The following is a 26,710-nucleotide window of genomic DNA, read 5'->3' on the forward strand; positions in this document are numbered from 1 at the left end:
CCGCTTGGGATGGGGGTGAAGTGTCAGCTCGGCGAGGGGAGGGCTGGCGTGGGGACGCCTGCTGCCCGCTCGGCGTCTGTCAGCGCCTGGGCGAGACGCTCGACGGCGGCACGGTAGTCGGTCCCGGCCGTCACCTTGCAGTACTCGGCTTCCCGCATGGCCCGCGTCAGTGCAGCTGTCTCGGCAGCCCTCACGTCAGTCATGGCCGGGAAGTCGATGGTCCGCCCAGGATCCAGCTCGTATTGGCGCCATTGCTCCAGAAGGCTTTCGTGGCGGGCTGCGTCATCCGGGAAACCAGCACGACGGCGGGGCTCAGCTGCGTGGAGGCGCTCCACTTTGCGGATGCTCAGCAGCGTTCCTGCCGCAGTAGTGATGCCTACGAAAATCATGATCAGCCCGGCCGGCGGCCATTGCACGGCCGGGACGATGATGGCGGGCACTGTGACGACCAGCCCACCGAACACATCCCAGAAGACGCCGTCAGGCTCCGGGCCGCGGCCGTAGGTCAGTTTCCTGTGCAGGACATACGTGGTTGCTGCGGTTGCAAGGACCAGAGCTACACCCCACAGGAGCATCATGGCGGGCATCGGACCACCTCCAGGCGAATTCGCTGCTTTGAATTCAGTATGCGGCAGTGGCTGCTTGGGCGCGAGGGGTCAGGTTGTCAGAGCCGGGGCGTAGCCTAGGCAGCATGAGACTGAAAATGTGCAGCATCCACGTCAAGGACCCCGCAGCAGCCCATGTTTTCTACACGGAGACCCTTGGCTTCGAGACCCTGATGGCCATGCCCGAGTACAACTTGTTCATTATCAAGGATCCCGGCGCGGAGAACAGCAGTTCCCCCGGCCTTTTGTTGGAACCCAGCGACAACCCCATCGCCTCGAACTACATGAACGCTCTCCACGAGTCCGGCCTGGCCGCGATCACCTTCGGCGTGCCCGATGTGCAGGCTGAGTATGAGCGTTTGCTTGCCGCCGGTGTGACGTTCCAGGGTGAACCGTCGGAGGATCCTTCAGGGGTCAGCGCAGTCTTCGACGACGGGTGTGGCAACTTCATTCAGCTTCACCAGGACTGAGCTTGAAACAGTTGTGGCCGGGACCATTGGTCCCGGCCACAACTTACACAGACTTAAGCGTGATCGCGCTTGGAGGTCTTCGGGGCGTCGCGCTTTGCGGCGGCGTTGTCCCGTGCTTCCTTGGTGGCGGCCTTCTTGGTAGCTTCGTCCTTGACCCGCTGGGCTTCGGTGCGCACGGCAGCGTGGGTGGCGCGCTCGGTGACCAGCCACTGCGGCGGAGCCTGCAGCAGCTCGGTGATTTCCGCCGTCGTGAGTGCATCTTCGATGCCGCCGCGGGCGAGGCCGCTGATGGAGACGTTCAGCTTCTGCGCTACAACCGGGCGGGGGTGCGGGCCGTTGCGGCGAAGTTCGGCGAGCCATTCCGGGGGATTGGCCTGGAGTTCGGCGAATTCGTCACGGGTAATGGACGAATCCTGGAACTCTTGGGGTGTAGCGGGCAGGTAGATGCCGAGTTTCTTGGCAACTGTTGCCGGCTTCATGGACTGGGAGTTCGAGGACGTCATGCTTCAAGGGTATCTGGCCGGTACTGTGAGTGTGTGCCAGACGCTGAAGAATCCGCCGAAACAACCGGGCCCCTTGCCGGCCTCCGCTTCGCCTATGTTGCGGGTGTGACCCCTGGGAAATGGATCCGGCGGTGGGAAGAGCGCATGCCCAACTTTCCGTTGCACTCGTTCATGTCCGACGACGACGCCCAGGTTTCGGTGTTGCATGACGGTTCCGCCGACCTGAGCTTCGTTCGGTTGCCCGTGGACCGGGAGGGCCTGAACGTCATCCCCCTGTATGAAGAGCAGCCAGTGGTGGTTGCTCCCAAGGGGCACGAGATCTCCGTGTTCGAAGAGGTGGCCCTCGATGATCTTTCCGAGGAGAACTTCCTCGACATCGAGGAAATGGGCGGGCCGGACATGGCCCTCCAAGTTGTCGCGTCCGGTGCTGGGTTGGCGATCCTGCCGATGTCAGTTGCGCGGCACTTGAACGCCAAAGACACTGTCATGCGCCGCCTGACCGGCGCTCCCGGGACGCAGATCGGCCTGGCTTGGCTGGTTGGAACCGACAGCCCCGTGATCGAGGAGTTCATTGGAATTGTGCGTGGGCGGACCGCGCAGAGTTCACGCCAACCCTCGGCCCAGCAGGAGAAGCCCAAGAAGGAACCCAAGCCCGACCGCCGCGGGGGAGGCCCCAGGAAGCCTGCGGTCGCGCAACGTTACGCCCCGAATCCTGACAAGGGCCGGGGTAAAGGTTCCCGCAAGAAGGGCAAACGCTAGCTACGCGCCGTGGATAGCGGTTTGTTGCTGCTCTGAACGGTTGAGGTAGGCCAGAAGAAGGTCGCCGGCCCGTTCGAGCTCACCCGCCTCCAGCGCTGAACAGATGCGCTCGTTTTCCGTGAGCCAGTCGCTGTAGAAGTGCGCATTCAAGGTGGCCTTGTGGAAGTACAGGCGCATCTCGGCCAAAATCTGGGCCATGATCGTGTTCAACCGGTTGCTCTCGGCGAGGGCAACGATCGCGCCGTGAAAGTGCTGGTTGGCGCTGCCCAGTCCTTCGTTGTCGTTGGCCTCTGCGGCCCGCTTCCCCTCGTCGACGGCGGCCCTGACGGCGGCTACGCGTTCCGGCGAACCACCCGCCCGGAGAGAACTGACCTCGATGGCGCGGCGAACCGTATAAACGTCGTGGATGTCGCCGGCTTCAAGGGTGGCAACAAAAACACCCTTATTGGGCTGACGGAGGAGTAGCCGTTCACCGGCCAGCTCAGCGAATGCCTCGCGGACCGTGTTCCGCGAAACCCCCAAATCCTCAGCGATGGTTGCTTCAGTCAGCTTGGAACCAGGAACCAGGAAACCCTCGGCCAGTTGGTAGCGCAGTTCTTCGGCGACCCTCTCGGCAACGGATGGGACTCTCATCCGGACCCGGGCCCGAGCGCTATTGAGGCCAGCGGGTTCGTTTACTTCCTGATCTGCACTGGCCATGACACCAAAAATACACGATTGCCAAAAACTAGGATCGCTGGATCGTTGAACAATCCAGCAGATTAAGGCATCCTAGATGTAACGCACATCACGAGGCAGGGATCACATCATGGCAATCATCGATATGAACAGCGACGTCGGAGAGTCTTTCGGGCGCTGGACACTGGGTGACGACGCAGCCATGTTCGAGTCGGTCTCCAGTGCCAACGTCGCTTGTGGATTCCATGCTGGGGACCCCAGTGTCATCCGCAGCACCTGCGAAAAGGCGGCGAAGGCCGGCGTCGTTATTGGCGCCCATGTTGGCTACCGCGACCTCGCTGGATTCGGTCGCCGTTTCATGGACATCGACCCCAGGGAACTGGCAGATGACGTGGTGTACCAGATCGGTGCCCTGCAGGCTCTGGCGGCCACCGCCGGTGCGCGCGTCCAGTACGTGAAGCCCCATGGTGGTCTCTACAACGCGATCGTGAAGCACACGGCGCAGGCCCGTGCCGTCGTCGAAGCTGTGAAGTCGGTGGACCCCAACCTCCCGATTCTCGGCCTCCCGGGCTCCGAAGTACTGCGTCTCGCTGAAGAAGCAGGTCTTCGAGGCGTTGCCGAGGCTTTTGCGGACCGCGCCTACAACCCGGATGGAACGCTGGTTTCCCGCTCACAGGCGGGCGCCGTTCTCCATGATCCGGCCCAAGTGGCTGAGCACGTCCTGCGTATGGCCACCGAACAATCCGTCAGAACCACTGATGGTTCCATCCTGAAAATCCGCGCAGAGAGCATTTGCGTGCATGGTGACTCACCGGGGGCCGTTGCAATGGCCACCGCGGTGAAGTCCGCTTTGGGCGAGACCGGCGTCACCGTCGGCTCGTTCCTCTAACCCGTTCCATTCAGGCCCAGCACCACATCCCTCACCCCCGGAGGAAACCATGACCAGCACCAACAAGGCAGCCAAGGCCGTGACAAGGAAGCCACCGGCCGGCGCCATCAAGGCGTACGTCGCCAGCCTCACCGGCACCTCGCTTGAGTACTACGACTTCGCCATCTACTCGGTGGCTTCGGCCCTCGTGTTCCCCAAGATCTTCTTCCCCGGCAATGACGAATTTGTGGCGTTGCTGCTCTCCTTCTCGGCCTTCGCAGTTGGTTACTTGGCCCGACCAATCGGCGGGGTCATCTTCGGCCGATTGGGCGACAAGATCGGCCGCAAGTACGTCCTGGTCTTCACGCTCGTCCTGATCGGCGTCGCCACTGTCCTCATCGGCGCATTGCCTGACTACTCGGTGATCGGCGTCGCGGCTCCCACCATCCTTGTGTTGCTGCGCCTGGCCCAGGGCATCGGCGTTGGCGGCGAGTGGGGCGGTGCCGTGCTGCTTTCCAGCGAATTCGGCGATCCCAACAAGCGCGGTTTCTGGTCCTCCGCAGCACAGATCGGCCCGCCCGCCGGTAACCTCATGGCCAACGGTGTCCTCGCCATCCTTGCCGCCTCGCTCAGCGATGAAGCCTTCCTTTCCTGGGGCTGGCGCGTAGCCTTCCTGGCTTCCGCCTTCTTGGTGGTCTTCGGCCTGATCATCCGCCTCAAGCTTGAAGAAACCCCGGTCTTCAAGGCCATCCAGGCCCACGGCGATCGTCCCAAGGCTCCCATCAAGGAAGTCTTCACCACGCAGCCCAAGGCACTGGTCGCCGCAGCGCTGTCCCGGGTTTGCCCGGACATCCTTTACGCGCTGTTCACGGTGTTCGTCGCCGTTTACGCCACCAAGGAACTGGGCATGACAACGGGCAACGTCTTGTCCGCCATCCTGATCGGCTCCGCCTTCCAGCTCTTCCTGATCCCGTTGGCCGGTGCGTTGACGGACCGCTTCAACCGTCGCTGGGTCTACGGAATCGCTGCAGCTGCTACCGCCGCCTATATCCCGCTCTTCTTCCTGATGATCCAGGGCAAGTCCGTAGCCATGCTGACCGTAGGTACCGTCATCGGCCTGGCCCTGCACGCCTTCATGTACGGACCCCAGGCGGCCTTCATCACCGAACAGTTCCCGGCACGGCTCCGGTACGCCGGCAGCTCACTGGCCTACACCTTGGCCGGTGTCATCGGTGGGGCCGTTGCACCCATCATCTTCACCGCTCTCTACGGCGCGGCAGGTGGCGGCTGGTACCTGATTGCTGTTTACATCCTCGTCGCTTCTGTCGTGACGATCGTGGGCATGCTCCTTGGCCGCGACCCCAAGCCGGAAGAAGACGTCCGTTTGATGCAGGGGACGCACGCTCAGCCGGCGGCGTAGCGAAAAATGGAAACCGTGATGCACACAGCCACCGCAAAAAGGGTTCGCTCTGTCAGGCCCGTCGGCACCCGTGCCGTGCTGGCTGAAATGGACGGGCTGCAGGACGTCTTGGCCCTGCAGGACATGCTCAACAAGTCACCGCTGCCGGGACAAGTAGACGTTCTTGCCGCCGCCGAAACTGTCATGGTCGTGGGAGAGTCCGCAGCGGCCACCCGCGCCATCGGCGCCCGGTTGCTCGAGCTGGAACTCACCGCTTCGGAAGCCACCGACTCCGGGCTGGTGGTCATCGAGACCGTATACGACGGCGACGACCTCGCCGATGTCGCGGAGCTCACCGGCCTGAGCGTGGACGGCGTCATAGCCGCCCACACCAGCCAGATCTGGACCGTTGCCTTCGCGGGCTTCGCCCCCGGGTTCGGCTACATGGTGGGCGAGGACGAGGCCCTCACGGTTCCGCGCCGCTCCTCCCCGCGGACAGCTGTTCCCGCTGGATCTGTTGCCCTCGGCGGCCAGTACTCGGCTGTCTATCCCCGCAGTTCACCAGGCGGTTGGCAGCTGATTGGCCGGACCGGGGCACGGATGTGGGACCTTGACCGTGCCCAGCCTGCCTTGGTTCGACCCGGTGACCGTGTGCAGTACAAGGCCGTCCGCGAGGTTGTGACGGCCAGCCCTTCCTCGGCAGGGGACGCTTCAGCCGGAGACTCCTCGGCCGGCGACTCCGACAAGGAGCGCCACACCGAGTCCGGTCTTCGGATCCTGAACCCTGGGGCGCAAAGCCTCATCCAGGACCTCGGCCGCCGGGGCTACGGTCCGCTGGGGGTGTCTGCTGCCGGGGCTTTGGACCGGGCATCGCTGCGCCGCGCCAATCGGCTGGTGGGGAATGCTTCGTCGGCTGCAGCCGTTGAGAGCGTCAACGGCGGACTCACGGTGGAAGCAATCGGCGACCAAGTGATTGCCGTGGCGGGTGCACCGACGACGCTTACCATCGAGTCGCCGTCGTGGGTTGATTCTGAAGGATCCGACGACGGCTACGTCCAGTCCGGCGCTCAGCGGACCGTCCCCATGGCCGCGCCCTTCGCGCTGCTCGACGGCGAAGTGCTCACCGTCGGGGCTCCCCAGTCGGGTTTCCGAAACTATGTGGCGATCCGTGGCGGCGTTGATGCTCCTGAGGTTCTGGGCAGCCGGTCCGCTGACACGATGTCCGGGATTGGTCCCGCGCCTCTGGCAATTGGCCAGGAGCTCCCGGCCGGTCAAGCCACCGCATCCACAGCAGTGGAAAGCCCGGAGCTCCAACCGGATTTCCCCGGCCTCCCCGGCCAGGGCGTCACGGTACTCGACGTCGTTCCCGGACCACGTGCCGACTGGTTCGACCAGGAAGCGCTTGATTCCCTCTGCGGTCAGGAGTGGCTGGTCACGCCGCAGTCCAACCGTGTGGGCATGCGCCTGGACGGAACCCCGTTGCGACGCACCCGTGAGGGCGAACTCCCCAGCGAGGGCACCATGGCCGGCGCCCTTCAAATTCCACCCGCGGGGCTGCCCGTCCTGTTCCTGGCGGACCACCCCATCACAGGCGGCTATCCGGTGATTGGCGTGGTGCGCGACGAACACCTTGACCTCGCTGCCCAAGTCCCCATCGGTGGACGGATCCGGTTCCGCCTCGTTCCGGATGCGCCGGACTTCACCACGACGTTTACCAAGAACCCAGAGAATTGAGTATTTGATGCGCAAGGTCCTGATCGCGAACCGCGGCGAAATCGCAGTCCGCGTCGCCCGAGCCTGCGACGACGCCGGCATCCAGTCAGTCGCCGTTTATGCAGACATCGACGCCGATGCCATGCACGTTGGCGCTGCCGACGAAGCCTACAGCCTGGGCGGCAACGCGCCGGCTGATACCTACCTGAACATTGGGAAACTCCTCAACGTTGCCGAGGAGTCCGGCGCTGACGCCGTGCATCCCGGATACGGATTCCTGTCCGAGAACGCTGACTTTGCGCAAGCAGTGCTCGACGCCGGACTCGAGTGGATCGGCCCCTCACCGGAGTCGATTCGCCAGCTGGGCAACAAGATCACGGCCCGCGATATCGCCGTCCGCGCCGGCGCACCTTTGGTGGCCGGCAGCGACGGCCCGGTTTCGTCCGCGGCAGAGGCCCGCGCTTTCGCCGAAGAACACGGACTCCCACTTGCGATCAAGGCGGCCTTCGGCGGCGGTGGCCGCGGCCTGAAAGTGGTTCGTGAGCTCGCCGAAGTAGAGGAAGCCTTCGACTCCGCAGTGCGTGAAGCAGTGGCTGCGTTCGGTCGCGGCGAGTGCTTCGTGGAGCAGTACCTTGACCGGCCCCGGCATGTGGAGGCGCAGGTCATCGCGGACATCCACGGCAACGTGGTGGTGGTGGGAACCCGCGACTGCTCCCTGCAGCGCCGCCACCAAAAGCTCGTGGAAGAAGCTCCGGCGCCTTTCTTGAGCGACGAACAGCGGAAGCAAATCTACGAGGGCTCCAAGGCCATTGTCCGCGAAGCAGGCTACTACGGTGCCGGGACAGTGGAATTCCTGGTCTCAGCCGACGGTGCCGTGGCCTTCCTGGAGGTCAACACCCGGCTTCAGGTGGAGCACCCCATCACGGAGGAAACCGCAGGGATTGACCTTGTCCAGGAGCAATTCCGCATTGCTGCCGGTCTGCCGCTGAGCATCACGGAGGACCCCGTTGCGCGTGGACACTCCTTCGAGTTCCGCATCAACGCAGAGGATGTCGGCCGCGGATTCCTTCCCTCGCCGGGCACCGTTGGGTTGTTCGAAGCACCGACGGGACCAGGCATCCGACTGGATACCGGTGTCCGGTCCGGTTCCTTCGTGGCGCCCCAGTTCGACTCCCTGCTGGCCAAGTTGATCGTGAGCGGAGCTGATCGCCAGCAGGCACTCCGCCGTGCACGCCGGGCCCTCGCTGAAATCAACATCACCGGACTCGCCACTGTTCTGCCGTTCCACCGAGCGGTTCTGGAATCCGAAGACTTCACGTCCATTGCCGAAATGCGGGTCCACACCCGGTGGATCGAAACAGACTTTGCGGACCAGATCCCGGTGGATCCCGAATACAACGTGGTGGCCCCCGGAGGTGAGCGCAGAACCATCACCATCGATGTGGACGGAAAACGCCTCGCCGTGGGACTTCCCGCCGACCTGCTGGACGGCTGGGCCCGATCAGGGCAAGGCCTCCCGGCGGCTTCAGACGTGACGGGCCTGCCGGGCTCCGGCGCCGAAGACTCCCCAGCCGAATCCGCGCTCGTCTCCAGCATGGCCGGCACGGTGGTCAAGTGGCTCGTTGAACCTGGCGCTGACGTAGCGGCCGGCGATCCCTTGGTGGTCCTCGAAGCCATGAAAATGGAAACCCAAGTTCCCGCCCACCGGGCAGGCACGCTCTCCGAAGTCCTGTCCGCACCGGGCGGAGTGGTCACCGCCGGCGCCGTACTGGCTCACATCCAGTAGCTCCGCTAGGCGTGTGCTGCCGCTGAGATGCCCAGCACGCTGTCCAGCAAGCCGTTGCGGAACTTGCCTGTGGGGTCGTTCGCCTGGACCAAGGCGCGAAAGTCTTCGAACCGCGGGTAGAGCGCGGCGAAGTCGTACTGCCCGGGCGTGAAGAGTTTGCCCCAGTGCGGGCGTGCCCCGAACGGACGCAGAGCTTCCTCAAGCTCCGGGAGCACTGCTTCCACGTCGGACTGAAGGGGCTTCCAGGTGAAGTGCAGCGCCACGCTTTGCTGCTGGTAGAACGGGCTGAGCCAGAACTCGTCAGCAGCAATGGTGCGGATTTCCGAGATGAACAAGAGCGGCGCCAGCTTGCCTGCAAGCGCGCGGACTGCCTGCAAGGCAGCGGGCGCCTGGTCCAGCGGCAGAAGGAACTCGCTCTGCAGCTCCTCGCCGTTGCTCGGTGTGAATTCGTGGCGGAAGTGCGGCAGGCGGTCCAGCCATTTTCCAGCGACATCCAGCTGCTCGGTGCAGTTTTCAGCCGACATGTCCGGCAGCGGGTGCATTGCCGCGGTTGCTGCTGTTGCTCCGAAGAGGTCCGGCAGGGGAGCCTCGGAGTCGAGTGCTTTGAGCCAGACCTGCGGGATGGTGTCTCCGGTGTAATTCGTGAAGAAGCTGACGCTGTAGGCACTGGATGCGATGGCTTGGAAGTTTGCCAAGGCACCCTCCCATGAAAGCCCGGTGAGCACACGTTGGCGGACCTCGTAGCTCGGACGGACCGCCAGCTCAAGTCCCGTGACAATGCCAAGGGCTCCCACGCCCACCACACTGGCGAGGAATTCGTCGTCGTCCGCTGTCAGTGTCACCAGCTCGCCGGAGGCGCGCACCAGGTCAACACCCACGACGGCGGCAGCGAGGGAGGGATTGTTGACGCCACTGCCGTGCGTGCCGGTTTGGATGGCACCGGCGACTGAGATGTGGGGGAGCGAAGCAAGATTGTGGATGGCGTAGCCCTGCTCCTCGAGCGCGCGTCCGAGGGCGCCGTAGCTGATGCCGCCGCCGACTTTGACCGTGCTCTTTGCCGTGTCCAAGAGAATTTCCTGGGGGAGCGCGTCGAGGAGGATATGGGTCCCGTCCGTGTCGGCGACTGTGTTGAAGGAGTGCCTGGAGCCGAGGGCCTTGATCTTGGTTGCGTTCGCCACGAGCTCCTGCAGTTCGGCCACCGAAGCGGGGCGGTGGACTTCCGCGGAGGAGTATTCGAGGTTTCCTGCCCAGTTCTTCATTGAATGATCTTCCCATCTGGCGTTTACGGACTCCCATAAATTGTTAACGTTCACAACTATTTGCGTCAAGGGGTGTCCAACCCTTGCCGATAGAGTTCAAGGAAACCCGCTGTCTACCAGGAGCTGCACGTGAGCCAGGGATCCAAGCCCACCATCCGCGACGTTGCGAAAGCGGCTGACGTATCGCTGACCACGGTGTCCTACGTGCTTTCCGGCCGTCACGGAGGGACCACACGGATCAGCCAGCCCACGCAGGACCGCGTGTTGGCGGCCGTGAAGGAGCTCGGCTATGTGCCCAACCAGGCGGCAAGGGGCATGCGTCGGGGCAAGACGGACGTGGTGGCCGTGGCTATCGGAAACCTTGACTGGCCTTGGGACCGTGCCCTCGCCACGGCGGCGGCCCGGATCCTCCCGGAGCACGGGTACCAGCCGGTGATCCTGCTGGGCGACGATTGGCGAAAGTTCATGATGTCCGGGGGTGCCGATGGCGTCATCATCGGCTATTTCCCCGAGGCCAAGGCAGACGACGAAACCGTCACCGAGCTGGCTCGCCGCGGCGTCGCGCAAGTGGTGATCTCCGGAACCATGAAGCCCGCGGGGTTTGATGTCCTGGCTCCCGAGTCCGATGAAGGGCTCGCGGAGTGCATGGAATTCCTCACCGCATCCCACCGCAGAATCGCGTGCATCCGCAGGGCAGACCCGGCGGGCCGGCCCAAGAGCCGTTTTGCCGCTTATGCTGCCGGGTTGGAGAAGGCGGGCACACCCCTGGATGAATCCTTGGTCAGGACGTCGCAGCACCACCCTGCCACCGCGTACCAGTCGGCGTTGGAGTTGCTCCAGCTGCCGGACCGATCCACGGCCATCTTCTGCACGGACGACATGGAAGCGCTGCAGGCCATCCGTGCCGCGTATCGCCTGGGCCTGCGGGTCCCTGAGGATATCCAGATTGTTGGCGTAGGAAACTCCACCGAGGGCCAGGAGTATGACCCGGCGCTTACTACCGTTGGGCCGGACCCGATTTTTGAACTGGTGGTCCGGATGCTGCTTGATCGCTTGGCGGGAACCACGCCGGCCGAGGGCATCCGGGTTGCCTCGCCGTGGAAGTTGCACCACCGAGGCACCACGCAGCCCTAGGAGCTAGTCCTTCAGTGGGCGGCGCGCCAGCCAGGCAGCCACAATTGCGCCCGAGATGTTGTGCCACAGCGAGAACACGGCCGACGGCAGTGCGGCCAGGGGGCTGAAGTGCGCTGTGGCCAGAGTGGCGGCCAGGCCGGAGTTCTGCATTCCAACTTCAAACGCGAGGGCTCGGCGTGCCTTGTCGTCCAGCCGGCCGAGCTTGCCCGCCAAATAGCCCAAGCCCAGACCAAAACCGTTGTGGAGAACGACGGCCAGGAAGACGATCGCGCCTGCAGCCACGATCTTGCTGGCACTTCCCGCGACGACGATGGCTACGATCAGCGAAATCACGACGGCGGACGCCCACGGAAGTGCGGGAAGAACCTTTGCGACGAGCTTCGAAAGGAAGAGGCGGGCCAACAGACCTGCGATTACCGGCAGCAGCACGGTCTTCACGATGTCCATCACCATGGCGCCGGCATCGATGTGCAGGAAGGAGCCAGCCAGGAAGAGTGTCAGGGCGGGGGTCACGATGGGCGCGATCAGCGTGGAAACCGAGGCGACAGCCACGGACAGGGCTACATCGCCCTTGGCCAGGAACGCCATGACGTTCGAGGCTGTGCCGGAAGGTGCGCAACCCACCAGGATCAGTCCGACGGCCAGTTCCGGCGGCAACTGCAGGAGGACGGCGATGAGCCACCCGGCGCCGGGCATGATGACGTAGTGCGCCACGATGCCAAGGGCAACGGCCCAAGGACGGCGCGCCACCGAGGCAAAGTCCGGCGGGGTGAGCGTGAGGCCCATGCAGAACATGATGACGCCCAGCAGGTAGGGAACCGCGACGCCCATGGGTTTGAACAGATCCGGAATCAGGAATCCGAGGACCCCTGCAACAACCACCAGGAGCGGGAACACTGTGACGGCGATGCGCGCAATCCTGGCTTCAGCGGCAAGGGCGGCGTTCACGGGCGCAGCGGGTTGTTCTGTTTTCGACGGGGTATTGGTTGCCTCAAGCATTCATCCATGCTCACACTTGGCCCCTAAACCGAACGACTTTTTTACATCCATGCAGGGGAATATGTCAGACAACCGCAGTTGGGAGGGGTGGGGTCAGGAGTTGAGTTTTCCGGCAAGCCGCTCACGCATTCGGATGCTGGCCTCGTTGAGCCCGATAAACTCCACCTCGCGCCCATGGTTCCGGTACTTTTCGGTCACGGAGTCCAGCACGGCAACAGTCGATGCATCCCAGATATGTGATCCGTGAAGATCGATGATCACGCGATCTATTCCTTCTGAGGAATCCTTTGAATAGTCGAACTGCGTGTACAGATCATTGGACGAAGCAAAGAACAGTTCGCCGTCCACGGTGTATGTCGCAACAACTTCGCCGTTGAGTTCGAGTTCCGTCCGCTCCACCGTTGCGAAGTGGGCCACCCGCCGCGCGAACAGCACCATGGCGGTCAGGACGCCGACGCCGACACCCACCGCGAGGTTGTGCGTCGCCACTACAGCGGCAACCGTAATCAGCATGACGGCGGTCTCCGACTTGGGCAGCCGCTTGAGCGTGGACAAACGAATCGAGTGCCAGTCGAAGGTGATCAGCGAAACGAAAATCATCACGGCAACCAACGCCGCCATGGGAATCATGCCCACGACGTCGCCGAGGACCACTACCAGCACCAGCAGGAACACACCGGCCAGGAACGTCGAGAGCCGGCTCCTAGCGCCAGATCCCTTGACGTTGATCATGGTCTGACCAATCACCGCGCAACCACCCAGGCCACCAAGGAATCCTGTGACAATGTTGGCGGCGCCCTGCCCCCAGGAGACGCGGGTCTTGTTGGATCGGGTGTCCGTGATGTCGTCCACCAGCTTGGCAGTCATCAGGGATTCCAGCAGGCCCACCAACGCCATGGACAGTGCGAAGGGCGCAATGATCTGGAAAGTTTCCAGGTTCAGGGGAACGTTGGGCAGGAAGAAACCCGGCAGGCTGTCCGGGAGCTCACCCTTGTCGCTGACAGTGGGCACGTCGATGCCACCAAGGACAGTCACGAATGTGATGGCAACAATAGCCACCAGAGGAGCCGGGATCGCTGTGGTCAGGCGGGGCAGCCCGAACACAATGACCAGGCCAACAACGACAATCGGGTAGACCATCCACGGCACGTTGAAGAGCTCGGGCATCTGGGACATGAACACCAGGATGGCCAGCGCATTCACAAAGCCGATCATCACGGACCGCGGGATGAAACGCATCAGTTTGGTGACGCCCAGCACCGCCAGGACGATCTGGAAAACACCTGCCAGGATGATCGTCGCGATCAGGTAATCGAGCCCGTGCTCCTTCATCACCGGGGCAATTACCAAGGCAACAGCACCGGTGGCTGCGGAAATCATGGCAGGCCGGCCACCCACCAAAGCCGTCACAACGCCCATGGTGAAGGAAGCGAACAAACCGATGCGGGGATCAACCCCAGCAATCACCGAGAACGCGATGGCCTCGGGGATCAAAGCCAACGCCACCACGAGTCCCGCGAGGGATTCCGTCAGCAGGCGGCGGGGCGAACGGAAGGTCGCCCGCAGTGACATGAGTTGCTCGGGAGTCATGGGTCCTTAGAGTGCAGTTGTCCTAGAGCGCAGTCTGGCGGTAGCGCTCAATCTGCTTAAGGCGCCGCAGGAGGCTGTCGCGCCGCGGGTGCGGAACGACGTCGGGCGCCTCAGCGGTGAGATCAAGGTGTTCGGTTCCGTACTGCCACAGCAGGAGGTCATCCAGGAGGCGGTCCGGGCCGGGGGAGTAGCGGTGGTCCAAGGCCTTGCGGACCTCGGTGATCCGGTTGGCGCTGAGCAGTCCGGCAAGCTCCACGGTCTTGGTGAGTCCGTGGGCGGCGAGCAGCTCGGCAGCCCATCCCCAGTCATCATCAACTTTACGGTCAACGTGCGGCAGCAGAGTACGCCAGACGTCACGGACCCTATTGGGCGTCAGGGGCATGCCGCCATCGCCCTCAAGATCCCAGTAGCCGCGAACTTCCTCGTACCGCTCGTGAAGATCGGCGAAGGCGCTCTCCACTGTTTCCAACATGGCAGCCGTTGCAGTGAACTGGCGGTCAAAGTGGGGTGTCCACGCACGCGGATCTTCGGCCTTGAACCGGATGTCGTGCTCGATCTCGCTCCAAGCGTGGGCAAAAACGGTGCGGATCTGGCATTCGAAGAAGTAGCTGCCGTTGGCGGGCATGTCTGGGTTGAAGGCCTGCTGGTATTCCTTGACGGCCTCGTTCTGGATGGTGCGCAGAATGAGGTGCCGGCTGGAGTATCCGTAGGTTCCCGACTCGATGGAGCCGATGTCCTTCTCGCGGTCACCGCGGCAATCGAAGAGCTGCCGCTGCCGCTTGATGATATTGGCCACCGCAGCATTCTCGGCCGGAAGCTTGGTGATGACACGGATGCCCACCATGTCATTCAACGTGCGGAAGGGATCCGGGAACTTCAACAACCGGGGCCCGCCCGGCTCCAGGGGATCATCGGTCCGGGAAATTTTTTCCCGGAAGGACTCCACTGTTTTGGTCCGTCCGGTGACAAACAAGGGAGTGACCTCGGCGTCATTCAGCATGTCCCTCAAGGTGAGCAGGACATCACGTGTGACCCGCTTCAGGGCAGGGCGGACACGCTCATAGAGCGCCACGTTTGCTTCCACTGCGTCGCGCTGATCCTGGTCCAGGCTGTCCCAATTGCTTGCCATGCCCCCAGCTTACGGGGCGGGTCCGACACTGAACCGAGCCACTCGCCGTCGGGGTGCCTCTAGCCAAACTTGTGAATCGTCACGATAGGCTCAGTACAAAGGAGGGCGCAATGTTGCGGCACAAGTACAGCTACGGCGAACACCCCAGCCAATGGGGCGAACTCTTCATACCTGAACCGTCCAACGGAAACCATCGCGGCGCGTCTGCGCTGGCCGGTGGAATCGCTGTTGTGATCCATGGCGGTTACTGGCGGTCACAGTACGGCGCGGAGCTTGGCGAGCCTCTTGCGCGGGACCTCGCAGCCCACGGCATCACCGCCTGGAACCTCGAGTACCGGCGGGCCGGCAACGGCGGTGGTTGGCCCCATACTTTCGAGGACATCCTGGCCGGCATCGACCACCTGTCCACCATTGCCGGCGATCACGATCTCCAGCTCGGCAAAGTAGTAGCCTTGGGCCACTCGGCCGGCGGCCATTTGGCTGTCTGGGCTGCGGGACGGCAGCGGCTCTCGGACATCGGAACGCCCGACGCCGACCGCCAGCTCCAGCGCAGCCCGGAAGACAACGCCGTGCACCTGACCGGCGTCGTCAGCCAGTCCGGCCTTCTGAACCTCGCGGCCGCGGAGAAGTTGAACCTCAGCAACGGAGCCGTCTGCAACCTCATGGGCGGGGATTCCCATAGATTCCCCAAGCGGCATAAGTACGCGGACCCCATGAGTTCGCTGCCGCTGGATGTTCCCGTATATGCCGTCCACGCCACGGATGATGAGGACGTCCCAGCGAGCCAGTCCGAGGCATACGTAGCTGCAGCCACGGCTGCCGGAAGCGCCGCCCAGTTGCTGCGCGTCCCCGGCGACCATTTCGACCTGATCGACCCCAAGGCCGTCGCCTACAAGAAGTGCCGCGAACTGGTCCAGCGACTGCTCTCGTAATCTCTGGTTCGCGTGGGCTTGCCTCTGGCAGAGTTGTCCCATGCTGACAGTCATTGGTGAGGCCCTGGTTGATGTGGTTCAACGCTCCTCCGGAATCGAGGCGCACGTTGGCGGCAGCCCGCTCAACGTAGCCGTCGGTCTGGCGCGCCTGGACCACCCGGTGCAGTTCATCGGGCGCTATGGCCGGGACGCCTACGGCGATTCCGTGGCGGCGCACCTCCGCTCAAGCTCCGTGATGGTGCCGCTTCCGCCGGACGAGAAGCCCACCAGCGTGGCCACCGCGCAAATCGACGACGACGGCGCCGCCACCTATGTCTTTGACCTCGCCTGGGAATTGCCCGGACTCGCCGCAAGGTTGCCGCTGATGCTGCAGGGCGCTACCTTGCTGCACACAGGTTCCATAGCCACCGCACTGGAGCCGGGCGCCGCAGAGGTGCTTGCCGCCGTCGAACATGCCCACCCGAGCAGCACCATCAGCTTCGATCCCAACTGCCGTCCGAGCATCATTACCGACGTTGACTACGCACGGACGCAAGCCGAACGCTTCGTGGCGCTGTCCGACGTCGTCAAGGCCTCCGACGAGGACCTTGAGTGGCTTTATCCTGGTGTTGATCCGGTGGAATCCGCGCGCCGTTGGCTGACGTTGGGCGGCGCCGGAGGCCCGGCCCTGGTGGTGGTGACGCGTGGTTCACGTGGTCCGTGGGGCATCACCAGGGCAGGCGAGACCCAGATTCCGGCACCATCCGTGAATGTGGTGGACACCGTGGGCGCAGGGGATTCGTTCATGGCGGGGCTGTTGTCCGCCATTGTGGACCATGGTCTGGATGGCGCTCAGAACCGTGACGCCTTGAGGGCCATGCCGGCTGAGACCTTGGCAGCCATCATGGATCACGCAACACGCGCGGCTGCCGTGACGGTGTCACGGGCCGGCGCGAATCCGCCCACGAGGGCCGAGCTCAATCACGGCGTGGAATAACCGCCGCGTGGCATAAACCCCGGCGCGTAGCGCAGGTGTCTAACCGGCCCCGTGACCGGCGGCCACTTCCTCGCCGGCCTTCACCGGTCCTGGCGGGGTGCCCTCCCCGAACGGACTTCCGCCCAGGGATTCCCGTCCGTGGGGACTCAGCCAGCCGGACAGATCTGGTCCCGCAGGAACGATCTGCGTGGGATTAATGTCCTCGTGCACTATGTAGTAGTGCTGTTTGATTTGCACGAAGTCGGTGGTGTCTCCGAAGCCCGGCGTCTGGAACAAGTCCCGGGCGTAGCCCCAAAGCGCCGGCATTTCGCTGAGCTTGTTGCGGTTGCACTTGAAGTGTCCGTGATAGACGGCGTCGAAGCGTGCCAGAGTGGTGAAGAGCCGGACGTCGGCTTCGGTGATGGAATCGCCCACGAGGTACCGTTGGCCGGTCAACCGTTCCTCCAGCCAGTCCAACGCGTTCCACAGACGGGCATAGGCGGAATCGTAGGCTTCCTGGGACCCGGCGAAGCCGCACCTGTAGACGCCGTTGTTGACCTCGGTGAAGACTCTCTTGTTGACGGTGTCGATTTCCTCGCGCAGGTGCTCCGGATACAGCTGCGGCGCGCCCGGACGATGGAATTCCGTCCACTCCGTGGAGAAGTCCACGGTGATCTGGGGGAAGTTGTTGGTCACCACTTGTCCGCTGGGGACGTCCACCAGAGCCGGAACTGTGATGCCGCGGGGGTAGTCCGGGAAGCGTCGGAAGAATGCCTCCTGCAGGCGTTCGATGCCGAGTACCGGGTCCTTGCCGTCCGGATCCAGATCGAAGGTCCAGGACCGGGCGTCGTGCGTGGGGCCGGGCTGGCCAAGGCTGATGACGTCCTCAAGTCCCAGCAGCCTGCGCACAATGACGGCGCGGTTGGCCCACGGACAAGCCCGCGCAGCAATCAACCGGTAGCGTCCCGGCTCCACGGGCCAGCCGGGCTCGCCGTCCGCTCCGGGAGTGCCGTCCCGGGTGATGCGGTCCTCGATGTAATTCGTGTCCCGGGTGAACTCACTGCCAGTGACATAGGCCCCGCGGGTGCTGTGTTCGTCGACTTCCCTGGTCTTCTCACTCATGACTTCAGCCTAAGCCGGGTTCCCTGAACCCCGCGACCTTGTGGGCCGTTGTGCCCACGTAGACTGGCATGATGCGGCTCGTAGCAAGCGATATTGACGGCACCATCCTCGGTCACGACGGCAAAATCAGTGACCGGACCATCAAGGCATTCCAGGCATGCCGCGACGCAGGGGTGGAACTCGTCTTCGTCACGGGTCGCCCACCGCGCTGGTTGTACCCGCTGCAGGAGCAGTTGGGACACAGCGGAATCGTCATCTGTTCCAACGGCGCCGTGGTGTGGGACCTCGAAACCGAGAAAGCACTGTCCTCCAGTGCCTTGGACGCGGAATCTGTGTTCGAGGCCCGCCGTATCATCAAGTCGCTCCGGCCCGATGCCCTCTTCGCCGTTGAGACCCTCACGGGTTTCCAGCTTGAGCCGGGCTTCATCGAGAACGAAACCAGCGAGCTTCTTGCCGAATTCACCCCGAAACCGCTGGCTGAGACGCTCACGGCGGATGACGCCGTCGTGAAGTTCCTGGCGATTACCCGCAAAGGTACGCCGGACGAATTCCTGGCCGAAGTTCAGCCGGCCGTCGCGCACCTGGTGAGCACCACGCACTCGGCACCCCGGACGGCGATGCTGGAAATGTCCGTTCCCGGCATCAACAAGGCCGTCACGCTGGCCAAGTACGCCGAGTCCTTGGGCATCGAAGCCGCTGATGTGGTGGCGTTCGGGGACATGCCCAATGACATCGAGATGCTTCGCTGGGCCGGCCACGGTTACGCGATGGCCAGTGGTCACCCGGAAGCCATCCTGGCGGCCGGCCAGCAGGCGCCGCACTTCGACGACGACGGCGTGGCCCAGATTCTCGAGGCGAAGTTGACGGAGCAGCGGGTCTAGTTTGATCCGGCACTGGTGATGTCCGATTCCTGCCAGACATCCACCGTGATGGCTGGTGGAATGGACCGATGAATCCGGAACATAACCGAACCGCAGCCCATTTCAGGTCTCTCCACACCAGCCAAAAGCCCTTGGCACTGAGCAACGCCTGGGACGTCGCCAGCGCCGTCATTACGGAGGCAGCGGGCGCGCCCGCTGTAGCCACCACCAGCGCCGGAGTTGCTTGGTCCTTGGGTATGCCCGACGGCGACCGACTGGACAGGGAGCGTGCTGTGGCCGTTATCGCCAGCATCGTTAGGGCGGTCAACGTGCCCGTGACGGCTGACATAGAGGGCGGCTATTCGGAAACGCTGGAAGGAATCGCCGGGACGGTCGCCGATATTCTTGCGGCCGGCGCCGTGGGGATCAACATGGAAGATGGCTCGCGGGATCCGGACGAATTCTGCGCAAGGATCTCAGCCGCACGGGATGCCGCACAGCACGCGGGCAACGACTTGTTCATCAATGCACGCACCGACGTGTTCCTTGCCGGGGACGGCACCGTCCAGCAGCAAATTGCCGAGGCCCTGGCCAGAGCCGAAAAGTATGTGGAAGCAGGCGCCGACGGCATCTTTGTTCCCGGAGCATCGGATGCAGATACGATTGCCGCGTTGACCGCTGGGATCTCTGTCCCCGTCAACGTGATGGTGGGGGCAGGCTCGCTGAGTGTCACCGAACTCGGAAGGCTTGGCGTCTCCAGGGTCAGCCTCGGATCCAGCGTCGCCCAAGCCGCCTATGCCGTAGCCCAGCGCGCCGCGGCAGAGCTCAACACCGCTGGCACCTATACCGCCGTGAACGAAGCCATCGACTACGGCTCCCTGAACGGGCTGTTCGCCGGCTCCAACTAGTTCCCGGGCTGGTGGGAGGCGTGCGGCTTCACGGGTGCCGTACGCCCTCGCCGGCCAGCAGCGCGCGGTAGCCCTCTTCGAACGTCGGATAGGTGAGATCAAAACCGGTCGCCCTGAGCCGTGCGTTGCTGCAGCGCTTGTCGCCCGGGCCGGCGTCGGAGGCGTCGCCGGGTGCTGCCGTCGTGGGTTCCGGGCCTCCCACCTCGGAGGCGAGGAACCGCATGACGTCGCCCATCTCCGCCGCGTAGTCATCAACACCGACGTACACCCTGTCCGGGTCCTGGCTCATGGTGGTGAGGTGGACAATCATGGCCGCGGCGTCGTCCCTGTGGACGCGGTTGGTGTGCCGTGGCTGCGCCGGAATGACGGCCTTGCCGCTACGGACTTGATCGATCAATCGCGTGCGACCAGGCCCGTAAATGCCGCCTAGTCTGAGCGAGATGGGCTGGGTGTTGGTCCCGAGTGTCCGGGCGAACAGCAGATCTTCGGCCTCCACCAGGACTTTGCCGCTGAACCGCGTGGGCTCCGTGGGGGTCGACTCGTCCACCACAGCCCCGCCGGAGTCTTTGTACACCGCCGTGGAGGAGACGAACAGAACGCGCCGCGGTTGAATGGACTGCCGCTCCAACGCGTCCAGGACGTTCCTGACTCCGTTCACGTAGGCAGCGCGGTAGGCCTCTTCAGTGGAGGAGTCGGCCGCAACGGCCACCACCACGATCTCCACGTCCGACGGCAGGTCCGGCAGCTCAGTGGAGAGGTCCGCGTACAGGCCGCGGATTTCGGCAGGCAACTTCTCGGGGGACCGGCGCAAGCCCACCACGTCATGGCCCGCAGCGGCGAAGCGGAGTCCGGCTTCGGTCCCAAGGTCGCCGCATCCGGCAATCAACACAGTCATGCCCTTTAGTTTGCCAGTCCCGCGGTGTCACCCAGTTCCCAGCTTCCATACAACCGGCGTTCAACTTGGCTCCGTAGGCTTCCAGCCAAGGACCCGTTCGCACGGTCAAAATCGTCTCGTTGAATGTGTAGGGGGAATCATGGCCAAGCGTCGGATCAACAACGTCAATACTGCGCCGTTGCGGCGGATCGAACCGGACCATCAATGGCGGTCGCTGCGCCAGGGCGATCGGGTCAGCGTCACCCTGACGCCGGGCTACGAATCGTCCGGGGTGGTGGACGCCGTCACCGGCGATGCCACCGCGGTGTGGGTAGAGCTCGACGACGGTCGCGGCCGAACGCTGGTGCACGTCAGCGACGGCGTGGCGATCGTTCCACAACGGACGACGGCGGCAGTCCCGCAGGAGTCCTAGGCGCACCTTGGCGATGGGCTACGCTACGGGTGTGACGCTGCCCTATTTCCTCCGCAAGGATGGTTCAGTGGGCCCTCTGGCCTTCGCCCACCGGGGATTCTCCTTGGACGGCCTGGAGAATTCCATGGCAGCGTTCAGGGCTGCGGTGGAGCTGGGTACAGTGCACCTCGAGACGGACGTCCACACCACATCGGACGGGGTGCTGCTGGTTTTCCATGACTCGTCCTTGGACAGGGTGACTGATTCCGTGGGGAAAGTGTCCGAGCTGACGGCGGCGGAAGTTGCTCCGGCGAGGATCGGTGGCGTGGAACCGGTGCCAACTTTTGACGAGCTGGTCACGTCGTTGCCCGGAGCCCGGCTCAACCTGGACGTCAAAGACTGGAACTCCGTGGACTCGATGGCTGCGGCCATTGAGAAGCACCGCATCCACGACCGCGTTTTGGTCACCAGCTTCTCGGATAAGCGACGCCGCGCAGTCCTTGCCAAGCTGTCACGGCGGGTGGCATCCTCGGCAGGCAGCTCCCTGACAGCGCTTTTCGTCCTTCTAGGCCCCGTGCTGCCGGCCCCTTTGGCGCGCAAGCTGCTCTCCGGCGTCGACGTCTTCCAAGTTCCTGTCCGCTATGGGCGGTTGCCGGTGGTGACGCCGGGCTTCATTCGTCGCGCGCATCGGCTTGGCAGGCAGGTGCATGTGTGGACCATCAACGATCCCTTGGAGATGGAGCGTCTGCTGGACCTGGGAGTTGACGGATTGGTCTCGGACCGCCTGGATCTGCTGAAGGAAGTGCTGGTCCGCCGGGGCGAGTGGGTTTAACCCCGCAGCACAGCCCCGCGAGATGGCACTTAATGACAATCCCAGGCGCTCACATTGTCATTAAATGCCACCTCGGCGGGGGTTAGTCCTGGGTTTCGATCGCCGCCGGCCGGATTTGGCTTGCGCGGATTCTCGCCAGGTCGAATTTGTTGCTGCGGTCGAAGGTGAAGATGCCGTTTTTCTCCTGGAAGACGTCCGTCAGTTGGGTGTAGCAGTACCCGAACATGTCCGGGTTCTCCAGCAGCACGGAGCAGAGTCCGTCGAACCGGGTGTAGAACTCTTCCTCTGAACCGACCCGCTGGCCGTAGCCCCATGATGTGGCGACGTCGCTTCCCTCCACAGCCTGGCGGGCCTCCACCTCGTTCCACCAGATTCCGCCGAACTCCGAGACGAAGTAGGGCTGGCCGGCGTACGGCACCGAGTATTCCTCGCCGTCGCCCTTGCGGTTGATGTAGGGCTTCCCCTCTGCCAGGCCCTGCTGCTCGATGCGGAAGCGGTCCGGGTCCTGCTCATAGGAGTGGGAATCGTAGATGTCCGTATCGCGGATCCGGTGCGCGTAACCGGAGGCGTCGATGACCGGACGTGTCGGATCAGCCAGTTTGGTGGCCTGGAACATGGCCTCTGTGACGTCATCCAGAACTGTGAGGCGATCGTGGAGAACCTGGTGCGTCTCATTAAGGGGGCACCAGCCGATGATGGACGGGTGGTTGTAGTCCCTTTTCAAGACTTCCAGCCACTGGGCAACGAAACTCGCCGTGGGCTGCTGGTTGTGTCCTATGGTGCCGCCGCCCGAGACACCCCAGTCGCCGAACTCGCCCCACACCAGGTACCCGAGCCGGTCGGCGTGGTAGAGGAAACGCTCCTCAAAGACCTTTTGGTGCAGGCGGGCGCCGTTGAATCCTGCGGCCATGGAAAGTTCGATGTCCTTGATCAGCGCTTCCTCGTCCGGTGACGTCATGAGGGAATCGGGCCAATAGCCCTGGTCCAGGACCAGCCGCTGGAAAACGGGCTTGCCGTTGAGGCGGACCACCTTTCCGTCCAGGGCGATTGAGCGGATGGCCGCGTAGCTGCTGACTTCATCGACGACGGCTTCGGATTGGTCCCGGACGCTCACTTCGAGGTCATAAAGGAACGGATCCTCGATGGACCAGGGTCGCAGGGATCCGGCGGGAATTTCGAATCGAAGGGAGGGCGTGAGGTCCAGATCAGCTTTGGCCGAAGCCTCAATCCTCAGGCCCGATTTGTCAGTCAGCACCGCAGCAACCACATGCCCGCTCCGGTTCTGGCTGACGGGTACCTCCAGAGTGATGCTGGAGTCCGCGAGATTTGGGGTCATCCGGAGGCGTTTGATGTGCACCTCGGGCACGGCTTCCATCCACACGGTCTGCCAGATGCCGGTGGTTCGCGTGTACTGGCAGTGGGTGTTGTTGTACCAAGTTGCCTGCTTGCCGCGGGCCTGCATTTCGTGCCGTGAATCCCTGGCGCGCACAACGATCACCGCGTCCGAACCGGGCTCCGTGACACCCCCAAGATCTGCGGTGAAGGGAGTGAAACCGCCCCGATGCCGGGCAACTTCAACCCCGTTGACCCATACGGTGGCGTCATGGTCCACGGCGCCAAAGTGAAGCAAGATGTTCTGTCCGGCCCATTCCTGCGGGATGGTCACGGTTCGCCGATACCAAACGGCTTCCATGAAGTCCACGTGTTCAATCCCCGAAAGCGCAGATTCCGGTGCGAACGGAACCAGGATCTCGCTGTTGAGCTCGCGGGTGGTGAGCCCGCGCTCCAAACCGGAGTCACCGGCGTCGATCTCAAAACCCCAGGGTCCGTTGAGGTTCATCCACTTCTTGCGAACCAGTTGCGGGCGGGGGTGCTCGGGCTTGGGCATGGCGGAGGTCACATTTTGGGTCACACTCAAAAACCTAACGCGAGATGGGGTTGAGTACCACCGGCCGCCGCGCGAGGATGGGTGACGTGACCCGATTCCGTTTAGCCATCCTGGACGATTACCAGCAGGTCTCCGGCGATTACGCCCCGTGGGACTCATTGCTCGACGACGGCGTGAAAGTGAGCGTCTTCAGCGCACCTTTCGTGTCGGAAGAGCAGGCCGTGGCCGCCTTGGCGCCGTTCGACATCATTGTGGCGATGCGCGAACGCACTCGCTTCCCCCAGGACGTTTTGGAATCCCTGCCCAATCTGAAGCTGCTGGTGACCACTGGAATGGCGAACGCAGCCATTGACTTGGAAGCGGCTGCAGAGCGGGGCATCGTGGTGTGTGGGACAGGTGGCTCACCGGCCGCCGCGCCCGAGCTGACGTGGGCCTTGCTCATGGCCTTTGCCCGGAATCTGACCGTGGAGGAGAACTCCCTGCGCGCAGGCGACTGGCAGGCCGGCGTCGGGTTTGAACTCGAAGGCAAAACGCTGGGAATCGTTGGCCTGGGCAAGATCGGCAAGCGAATGGCAGGCTACGCGAAAGCATTCGGTATGGACGTCCTGGCTTGGAGCCAGAACCTCACGGCCGAGGCTGCCGCTGATGCGGGTGCACGCAAGGTCAGCAAGGAGGAGTTGTTCAGGGAATCCGACGTCGTGACGCTGCATCTCCGCTTGTCTGCGCGGACTGAGGGGATCGTCGGTCCAAAGGAGTTGCGTCTTCTGGGCCCGGAGGGCGTGCTGGTCAACACTGCGCGCGGGCCGTTGGTGGATGAGGCTGCATTGATTCAGGCGCTGGAGGAGGGGTGGATCCGCGGCGCTGCGCTGGATGTGTTCGACGAAGAACCCCTTCCGTCCGGGCACGCGCTGCTGCACTCTTCGCGGACAGTGCTCTCACCGCATGTCGGCTACGTGACCCACGAGAGTTACCGGCAGTTCTATGGCGGGGCTTTCGAGGACGTCAAGGGGTGGCTGGATGGGGCTCCTGTCCGGGTGATCATGGGCTAATCAGCCGCTACATTACGCTTGGGCAAGCGCTTTCCGAACGAAGCTGGCAAGATGGACCCATGCGTATCCTCATCGCCCCGGACAAGTTCAAGGGATCACTGACCGCCGCCGAAGCCGCGTCAGCCATGGCCGAGGGCGCCCTCCGTGTCTACCCCGATGCCGTGACCACCCAATTCCCGGTGGCCGATGGTGGCGAAGGCACACTGGATGCCGCGATCGCCGCTGGCTACGAGGAACGGAACAACGCCGTTGTTGGCCCGATCCTCAAGCCGGTCGGAGCCTCCTGGGCGATCCGCAAAGACGCTTTCGGCGGGGCCAGCGCCGTCATCGAGACCGCGATGGCTTCCGGCCTGGCGCACATGGAGCCGACACCTGAGAATTCGCTGCGAGCCCACAGCTACGGCTGCGGCCAGCTGATCGCCGCCGCCCTCGACGCCGGAGCCACCGAGATCGTGCTTGGCCTGGGTGGCTCGGCAATGTCCGACGCCGGCAGTGGCGCCTTGCGTGCCTTGGGGCTCAAGCCCCTTGATGCGGCGGGGAACGTAGTGCCGCTCGGCGGAGGTTCCTTGGCCGACGTCGTCGCCGTCGACGTCTCCGAGCTGGATCCGCGGCTGTCCGCCGTGAAGTTCCGCATCGCCGTCGACGTCCAAAACCCGCTCTATGGGCCGGAGGGTGCCGCCCATGTTTTCGGTCCGCAGAAGGGCGCGGATGAGGACGCTGTTGAAAGGCTCGACGCCGGTCTCCGCAACTGGGCGTCGCTCCTTCGGGAAGCTACGGGCCGCGACGTGAACGTTCCGGGAGCTGGAGCGGCGGGCGGGTTCCCGGCGTCGTTCCTGGCTTTCACCGATGCTGCGCTGGAAGGCGGCTTCGCGCTGGTCGCCGGGCTCACAGGCCTCGCGCAGCATTTGGGCGAGGCCGACCTGGTGATCACCGGCGAAGGTTCCATGGACGAGCAGTCGCTCACAGGCAAGGCGCCGATCGCGCTGGCTGATGCCGCGAGCATGCACGGAATTCCCGTCATCGCCGTCGCAGGGCGCATTACGGTAACGCCCGAAGACCTCGCGAAGCACGGCATTGTGGCCGCGGCCCAGTTGCTGGACGTAGCGCAGCGCAAAGATGGCGTTCCTGACGTCGCCGACGCCGTAGCCAATGCCGCCAAATACCTCGCGTGGGCTACCAGCCAGGTGCTCGAGGGAGCCTGATTACTGCCGGTAGCCCTCGACTTCGCTGACGGGCCGCGGTTCGGCGTCGTCGGGGTTCCCGCCTGCATCCTTCTTGGCGCGGCGTTGGCGCAGCAAGTCCCAGCATTGGTCCAGCTGCGCCTCCAGTTGGGCGAGGCGGGCGGCGTCGTTTCCCGACCCTTCGGAGTCGCGCAAGCGATGCTCCTCTTCGACCAGCGACTGGATGCGTTCCAAGAGATCTTGGTTGTCCACGGGTGTCTCCTTTGGTGGGGGGGATTGCGGCTATCTCGAAAATAGTCCTGTAGGTGCAGTGCGTCTACCAATGGCCAACGGCATACTTGGGACATGAAATTCACAACCACCATCGTTGGCGATGGCAACAAGGCCGGCATCGAAGTTCCCGATGAGATCGTTGACGGGCTTGGAGCCGGCAAACGGCCCCCTGTGGTGGTGACCATCTACGGTCAGAGCTACCGCAGCAGCATCGCGGTGATGGGCGGGAAATACATGGTGGGCGTCAGCTCGGCCAACCGGGAGCTCACGGGCGCTTCGGCTGGAGACACGGTTGAGGTTGGCCTTGAAGTGGACGCCCAGCCACGCGTGATCGAGGTGCCCGGGGACTTGGCCGCCGCGCTGGATGCCGAACCTGAGGCAAAGGCCTTCTACGGGACCCTGAATTACAGCAGCCAGCGACGCTATGTTGAGCCGATCGGTGATGCCAAGACCGAGGAGACGCGTGCACGGCGGATCGCGAAGGTGGTGGCGGACCTGAAGGCGGGGAAGAAGTAGCCTCCTGCCGGAAGCC

The 26,710-nt window shown here is 63.7% G+C and carries 27 protein-coding genes; 16 read left to right on the top strand and 11 right to left on the bottom strand.

Annotated elements, in window-relative coordinates:
* Window positions 1-23 precede the first annotated feature (23 nt).
* Window positions 24-587 carry a hypothetical protein gene (locus RQH14_RS06795; protein WP_311212554.1) on the bottom strand — a complete coding sequence of 188 codons (564 nt, stop codon included), beginning with the start codon at window positions 585-587 and terminating at the stop codon, window positions 24-26.
* A gap of 104 nt (window positions 588-691) precedes the next feature.
* Between RQH14_RS06795 and RQH14_RS06800 the strand changes: the two genes are divergently transcribed.
* The gene (locus RQH14_RS06800; RefSeq protein ID WP_311212555.1) at window positions 692-1,075 is read left to right on the top strand and encodes a VOC family protein; all 384 of its coding nucleotides are present in this window, start codon (window positions 692-694) and stop codon (window positions 1,073-1,075) included.
* Between the two features lie 53 nt (window positions 1,076-1,128).
* On the opposite strand, the gene RQH14_RS06805 is transcribed toward RQH14_RS06800, so the two are convergent.
* Entirely contained in the window at window positions 1,129-1,578 is a 450-nt protein-coding gene (locus RQH14_RS06805) for a DUF5997 family protein (protein ID WP_311212556.1), read from the bottom strand.
* Window positions 1,579-1,611: 33 nt separating this feature from the next.
* On the opposite strand from RQH14_RS06805, the gene RQH14_RS06810 reads away from it, so the two are divergent.
* A complete protein-coding gene (locus tag RQH14_RS06810) occupies window positions 1,612-2,337 on the top strand; it encodes a LysR family transcriptional regulator substrate-binding protein (protein WP_311212557.1) in 726 nt (241 codons plus the stop codon).
* Here RQH14_RS06810 and RQH14_RS06815 read toward each other — a convergent pair whose 3' ends face one another.
* Window positions 2,338-3,036 carry a GntR family transcriptional regulator gene (locus RQH14_RS06815; protein ID WP_311212558.1) on the bottom strand — a complete coding sequence of 233 codons (699 nt, stop codon included), beginning with the start codon at window positions 3,034-3,036 and terminating at the stop codon, window positions 2,338-2,340. It lies immediately after the preceding gene.
* Between the two features lie 109 nt (window positions 3,037-3,145).
* Here RQH14_RS06815 and RQH14_RS06820 point away from each other — a divergent pair, with 109 nt between their 5' ends.
* From RQH14_RS06820 to RQH14_RS06835, 4 genes are read left to right on the top strand one after another with little or no spacing between them, the layout of a single operon-like run.
* Window positions 3,146-3,904 carry a 5-oxoprolinase subunit PxpA gene (locus tag RQH14_RS06820; protein ID WP_311212559.1) on the top strand — a complete coding sequence of 253 codons (759 nt, stop codon included), beginning with the start codon at window positions 3,146-3,148 and terminating at the stop codon, window positions 3,902-3,904.
* A 49-nt stretch (window positions 3,905-3,953) separates the two neighbouring features.
* Window positions 3,954-5,303, top strand: a complete 1,350-nt coding sequence (locus tag RQH14_RS06825; protein WP_311212560.1) for an MFS transporter — start codon at window positions 3,954-3,956, stop codon at window positions 5,301-5,303.
* Window positions 5,304-5,309: 6 nt separating this feature from the next.
* Window positions 5,310-7,016: a 5-oxoprolinase/urea amidolyase family protein gene (locus RQH14_RS06830; RefSeq protein ID WP_311212561.1), complete on the top strand. Its 1,707-nt coding sequence runs from the start codon at window positions 5,310-5,312 to the stop codon at window positions 7,014-7,016.
* 7 nt (window positions 7,017-7,023) lie between these two features.
* Entirely contained in the window at window positions 7,024-8,781 is a 1,758-nt protein-coding gene (locus RQH14_RS06835; RefSeq protein WP_311212562.1) for a biotin carboxylase N-terminal domain-containing protein, read from the top strand.
* 5 nt (window positions 8,782-8,786) lie between these two features.
* Here the strand turns inward: RQH14_RS06835 and RQH14_RS06840 are convergent, their stop codons facing one another.
* Window positions 8,787-10,040 carry a D-arabinono-1,4-lactone oxidase gene (locus tag RQH14_RS06840; RefSeq protein WP_311212563.1) on the bottom strand — a complete coding sequence of 418 codons (1,254 nt, stop codon included), beginning with the start codon at window positions 10,038-10,040 and terminating at the stop codon, window positions 8,787-8,789.
* 129 nt (window positions 10,041-10,169) lie between these two features.
* Between RQH14_RS06840 and RQH14_RS06845 the strand changes: the two genes are divergently transcribed.
* Window positions 10,170-11,174, top strand: a complete 1,005-nt coding sequence (locus tag RQH14_RS06845; RefSeq protein ID WP_311212564.1) for a LacI family DNA-binding transcriptional regulator — start codon at window positions 10,170-10,172, stop codon at window positions 11,172-11,174.
* 3 nt (window positions 11,175-11,177) lie between these two features.
* Here the strand turns inward: RQH14_RS06845 and RQH14_RS06850 are convergent, their stop codons facing one another.
* From RQH14_RS06850 to RQH14_RS06860, 3 genes are all read right to left on the bottom strand, one after another.
* Window positions 11,178-12,173: a bile acid:sodium symporter family protein gene (locus RQH14_RS06850; RefSeq protein WP_311212565.1), complete on the bottom strand. Its 996-nt coding sequence runs from the start codon at window positions 12,171-12,173 to the stop codon at window positions 11,178-11,180.
* Between the two features lie 93 nt (window positions 12,174-12,266).
* Window positions 12,267-13,763 (bottom strand): SulP family inorganic anion transporter, encoded by a 1,497-nt coding sequence (locus RQH14_RS06855; protein ID WP_311212566.1) that lies wholly within the window; start codon window positions 13,761-13,763, stop codon window positions 12,267-12,269.
* 22 nt (window positions 13,764-13,785) lie between these two features.
* Window positions 13,786-14,892, bottom strand: a complete 1,107-nt coding sequence (locus RQH14_RS06860) for a RelA/SpoT domain-containing protein (protein ID WP_311212567.1) — start codon at window positions 14,890-14,892, stop codon at window positions 13,786-13,788.
* Between the two features lie 110 nt (window positions 14,893-15,002).
* Here RQH14_RS06860 and RQH14_RS06865 point away from each other — a divergent pair, with 110 nt between their 5' ends.
* Together RQH14_RS06865 and RQH14_RS06870 are read left to right on the top strand one after the other, a co-directional pair.
* A complete protein-coding gene (locus RQH14_RS06865; RefSeq protein WP_311212568.1) occupies window positions 15,003-15,824 on the top strand; it encodes an alpha/beta hydrolase in 822 nt (273 codons plus the stop codon).
* A 40-nt stretch (window positions 15,825-15,864) separates the two neighbouring features.
* Entirely contained in the window at window positions 15,865-16,800 is a 936-nt protein-coding gene (locus RQH14_RS06870) for a carbohydrate kinase (protein ID WP_311212569.1), read from the top strand.
* Between the two features lie 39 nt (window positions 16,801-16,839).
* Here RQH14_RS06870 and RQH14_RS06875 read toward each other — a convergent pair whose 3' ends face one another.
* Window positions 16,840-17,901, bottom strand: a complete 1,062-nt coding sequence (locus tag RQH14_RS06875) for a glutathione S-transferase family protein (protein WP_311212570.1) — start codon at window positions 17,899-17,901, stop codon at window positions 16,840-16,842.
* A gap of 71 nt (window positions 17,902-17,972) precedes the next feature.
* On the opposite strand from RQH14_RS06875, the gene RQH14_RS06880 reads away from it, so the two are divergent.
* Both RQH14_RS06880 and RQH14_RS06885 read left to right on the top strand, forming a co-directional pair.
* On the top strand, window positions 17,973-18,782 hold the full coding sequence (locus tag RQH14_RS06880) for an HAD family hydrolase (RefSeq protein ID WP_311212648.1): 810 nt from the start codon (window positions 17,973-17,975) through the stop codon (window positions 18,780-18,782).
* Between the two features lie 68 nt (window positions 18,783-18,850).
* Window positions 18,851-19,669: an isocitrate lyase/phosphoenolpyruvate mutase family protein gene (locus RQH14_RS06885; protein WP_311212571.1), complete on the top strand. Its 819-nt coding sequence runs from the start codon at window positions 18,851-18,853 to the stop codon at window positions 19,667-19,669.
* A 28-nt stretch (window positions 19,670-19,697) separates the two neighbouring features.
* On the opposite strand, the gene RQH14_RS06890 is transcribed toward RQH14_RS06885, so the two are convergent.
* A complete protein-coding gene (locus RQH14_RS06890; RefSeq protein ID WP_311212572.1) occupies window positions 19,698-20,564 on the bottom strand; it encodes an NAD-dependent epimerase/dehydratase family protein in 867 nt (288 codons plus the stop codon).
* 139 nt (window positions 20,565-20,703) lie between these two features.
* Here RQH14_RS06890 and RQH14_RS06895 point away from each other — a divergent pair, with 139 nt between their 5' ends.
* Together RQH14_RS06895 and RQH14_RS06900 are read left to right on the top strand one after the other, a co-directional pair.
* Entirely contained in the window at window positions 20,704-20,976 is a 273-nt protein-coding gene (locus tag RQH14_RS06895) for a hypothetical protein (protein WP_311212573.1), read from the top strand.
* Between the two features lie 13 nt (window positions 20,977-20,989).
* Complete coding sequence (locus tag RQH14_RS06900; RefSeq protein ID WP_311212574.1) at window positions 20,990-21,787, top strand: glycerophosphodiester phosphodiesterase; 798 nt, start codon at window positions 20,990-20,992, stop codon at window positions 21,785-21,787.
* An 82-nt stretch (window positions 21,788-21,869) separates the two neighbouring features.
* On the opposite strand, the gene RQH14_RS06905 is transcribed toward RQH14_RS06900, so the two are convergent.
* Complete coding sequence (locus tag RQH14_RS06905; protein WP_311212649.1) at window positions 21,870-23,687, bottom strand: sugar-binding domain-containing protein; 1,818 nt, start codon at window positions 23,685-23,687, stop codon at window positions 21,870-21,872.
* Window positions 23,688-23,752: 65 nt separating this feature from the next.
* Between RQH14_RS06905 and RQH14_RS06910 the strand changes: the two genes are divergently transcribed.
* Both RQH14_RS06910 and RQH14_RS06915 read left to right on the top strand, forming a co-directional pair.
* On the top strand, window positions 23,753-24,724 hold the full coding sequence (locus RQH14_RS06910; protein WP_311212650.1) for a D-2-hydroxyacid dehydrogenase family protein: 972 nt from the start codon (window positions 23,753-23,755) through the stop codon (window positions 24,722-24,724).
* Between the two features lie 59 nt (window positions 24,725-24,783).
* Window positions 24,784-25,926, top strand: coding sequence for a glycerate kinase (locus tag RQH14_RS06915; RefSeq protein ID WP_311212575.1), 1,143 nt, complete (start codon window positions 24,784-24,786; stop codon window positions 25,924-25,926).
* Here RQH14_RS06915 and RQH14_RS06920 read toward each other — a convergent pair whose 3' ends face one another.
* Window positions 25,927-26,157 (bottom strand): DUF2630 family protein, encoded by a 231-nt coding sequence (locus RQH14_RS06920; RefSeq protein WP_311212576.1) that lies wholly within the window; start codon window positions 26,155-26,157, stop codon window positions 25,927-25,929.
* Window positions 26,158-26,250: 93 nt separating this feature from the next.
* Between RQH14_RS06920 and RQH14_RS06925 the strand changes: the two genes are divergently transcribed.
* Complete coding sequence (locus RQH14_RS06925) at window positions 26,251-26,694, top strand: YdeI/OmpD-associated family protein (RefSeq protein ID WP_311212577.1); 444 nt, start codon at window positions 26,251-26,253, stop codon at window positions 26,692-26,694.
* Window positions 26,695-26,710 lie beyond the last annotated feature (16 nt).

Origin of the sequence: Arthrobacter sp. WCS2018Hpa-7, from assembly GCF_031843805.1 — a bacterium.
Lineage (GTDB): Bacteria > Actinomycetota > Actinomycetes > Actinomycetales > Micrococcaceae > Arthrobacter.

What these genes read in the sequence shown, in the direction of transcription:
- RQH14_RS06795 (WP_311212554.1), bottom strand. Translation starts at nt 587, where the DNA reads ATGCCCGCCATGATGCTCCTGTGGGGTGTAGCTCTGGTCCTTGCAACC.
- RQH14_RS06800 (WP_311212555.1), top strand. Translation starts at nt 692, where the DNA reads ATGAGACTGAAAATGTGCAGCATCCACGTCAAGGACCCCGCAGCAGCC.
- RQH14_RS06805 (WP_311212556.1), bottom strand. Translation starts at nt 1,578, where the DNA reads ATGACGTCCTCGAACTCCCAGTCCATGAAGCCGGCAACAGTTGCCAAG.
- RQH14_RS06815 (WP_311212558.1), bottom strand. Translation starts at nt 3,036, where the DNA reads ATGGCCAGTGCAGATCAGGAAGTAAACGAACCCGCTGGCCTCAATAGC.
- RQH14_RS06820 (WP_311212559.1), top strand. Translation starts at nt 3,146, where the DNA reads ATGGCAATCATCGATATGAACAGCGACGTCGGAGAGTCTTTCGGGCGC.
- RQH14_RS06825 (WP_311212560.1), top strand. Translation starts at nt 3,954, where the DNA reads ATGACCAGCACCAACAAGGCAGCCAAGGCCGTGACAAGGAAGCCACCG.
- RQH14_RS06830 (WP_311212561.1), top strand. Translation starts at nt 5,310, where the DNA reads ATGGAAACCGTGATGCACACAGCCACCGCAAAAAGGGTTCGCTCTGTC.
- RQH14_RS06835 (WP_311212562.1), top strand. Translation starts at nt 7,024, where the DNA reads ATGCGCAAGGTCCTGATCGCGAACCGCGGCGAAATCGCAGTCCGCGTC.
- RQH14_RS06840 (WP_311212563.1), bottom strand. Translation starts at nt 10,040, where the DNA reads ATGAAGAACTGGGCAGGAAACCTCGAATACTCCTCCGCGGAAGTCCAC.
- RQH14_RS06850 (WP_311212565.1), bottom strand. Translation starts at nt 12,173, where the DNA reads ATGCTTGAGGCAACCAATACCCCGTCGAAAACAGAACAACCCGCTGCG.
- RQH14_RS06855 (WP_311212566.1), bottom strand. Translation starts at nt 13,763, where the DNA reads ATGACTCCCGAGCAACTCATGTCACTGCGGGCGACCTTCCGTTCGCCC.
- RQH14_RS06860 (WP_311212567.1), bottom strand. Translation starts at nt 14,892, where the DNA reads ATGGCAAGCAATTGGGACAGCCTGGACCAGGATCAGCGCGACGCAGTG.
- RQH14_RS06865 (WP_311212568.1), top strand. Translation starts at nt 15,003, where the DNA reads ATGTTGCGGCACAAGTACAGCTACGGCGAACACCCCAGCCAATGGGGC.
- RQH14_RS06870 (WP_311212569.1), top strand. Translation starts at nt 15,865, where the DNA reads ATGCTGACAGTCATTGGTGAGGCCCTGGTTGATGTGGTTCAACGCTCC.
- RQH14_RS06875 (WP_311212570.1), bottom strand. Translation starts at nt 17,901, where the DNA reads ATGAGTGAGAAGACCAGGGAAGTCGACGAACACAGCACCCGCGGGGCC.
- RQH14_RS06880 (WP_311212648.1), top strand. Translation starts at nt 17,973, where the DNA reads ATGCGGCTCGTAGCAAGCGATATTGACGGCACCATCCTCGGTCACGAC.
- RQH14_RS06885 (WP_311212571.1), top strand. Translation starts at nt 18,851, where the DNA reads ATGAATCCGGAACATAACCGAACCGCAGCCCATTTCAGGTCTCTCCAC.
- RQH14_RS06890 (WP_311212572.1), bottom strand. Translation starts at nt 20,564, where the DNA reads ATGACTGTGTTGATTGCCGGATGCGGCGACCTTGGGACCGAAGCCGGA.
- RQH14_RS06895 (WP_311212573.1), top strand. Translation starts at nt 20,704, where the DNA reads ATGGCCAAGCGTCGGATCAACAACGTCAATACTGCGCCGTTGCGGCGG.
- RQH14_RS06900 (WP_311212574.1), top strand. Translation starts at nt 20,990, where the DNA reads ATGGGCTACGCTACGGGTGTGACGCTGCCCTATTTCCTCCGCAAGGAT.
- RQH14_RS06910 (WP_311212650.1), top strand. Translation starts at nt 23,753, where the DNA reads ATGGGTGACGTGACCCGATTCCGTTTAGCCATCCTGGACGATTACCAG.
- RQH14_RS06915 (WP_311212575.1), top strand. Translation starts at nt 24,784, where the DNA reads ATGCGTATCCTCATCGCCCCGGACAAGTTCAAGGGATCACTGACCGCC.
- RQH14_RS06925 (WP_311212577.1), top strand. Translation starts at nt 26,251, where the DNA reads ATGAAATTCACAACCACCATCGTTGGCGATGGCAACAAGGCCGGCATC.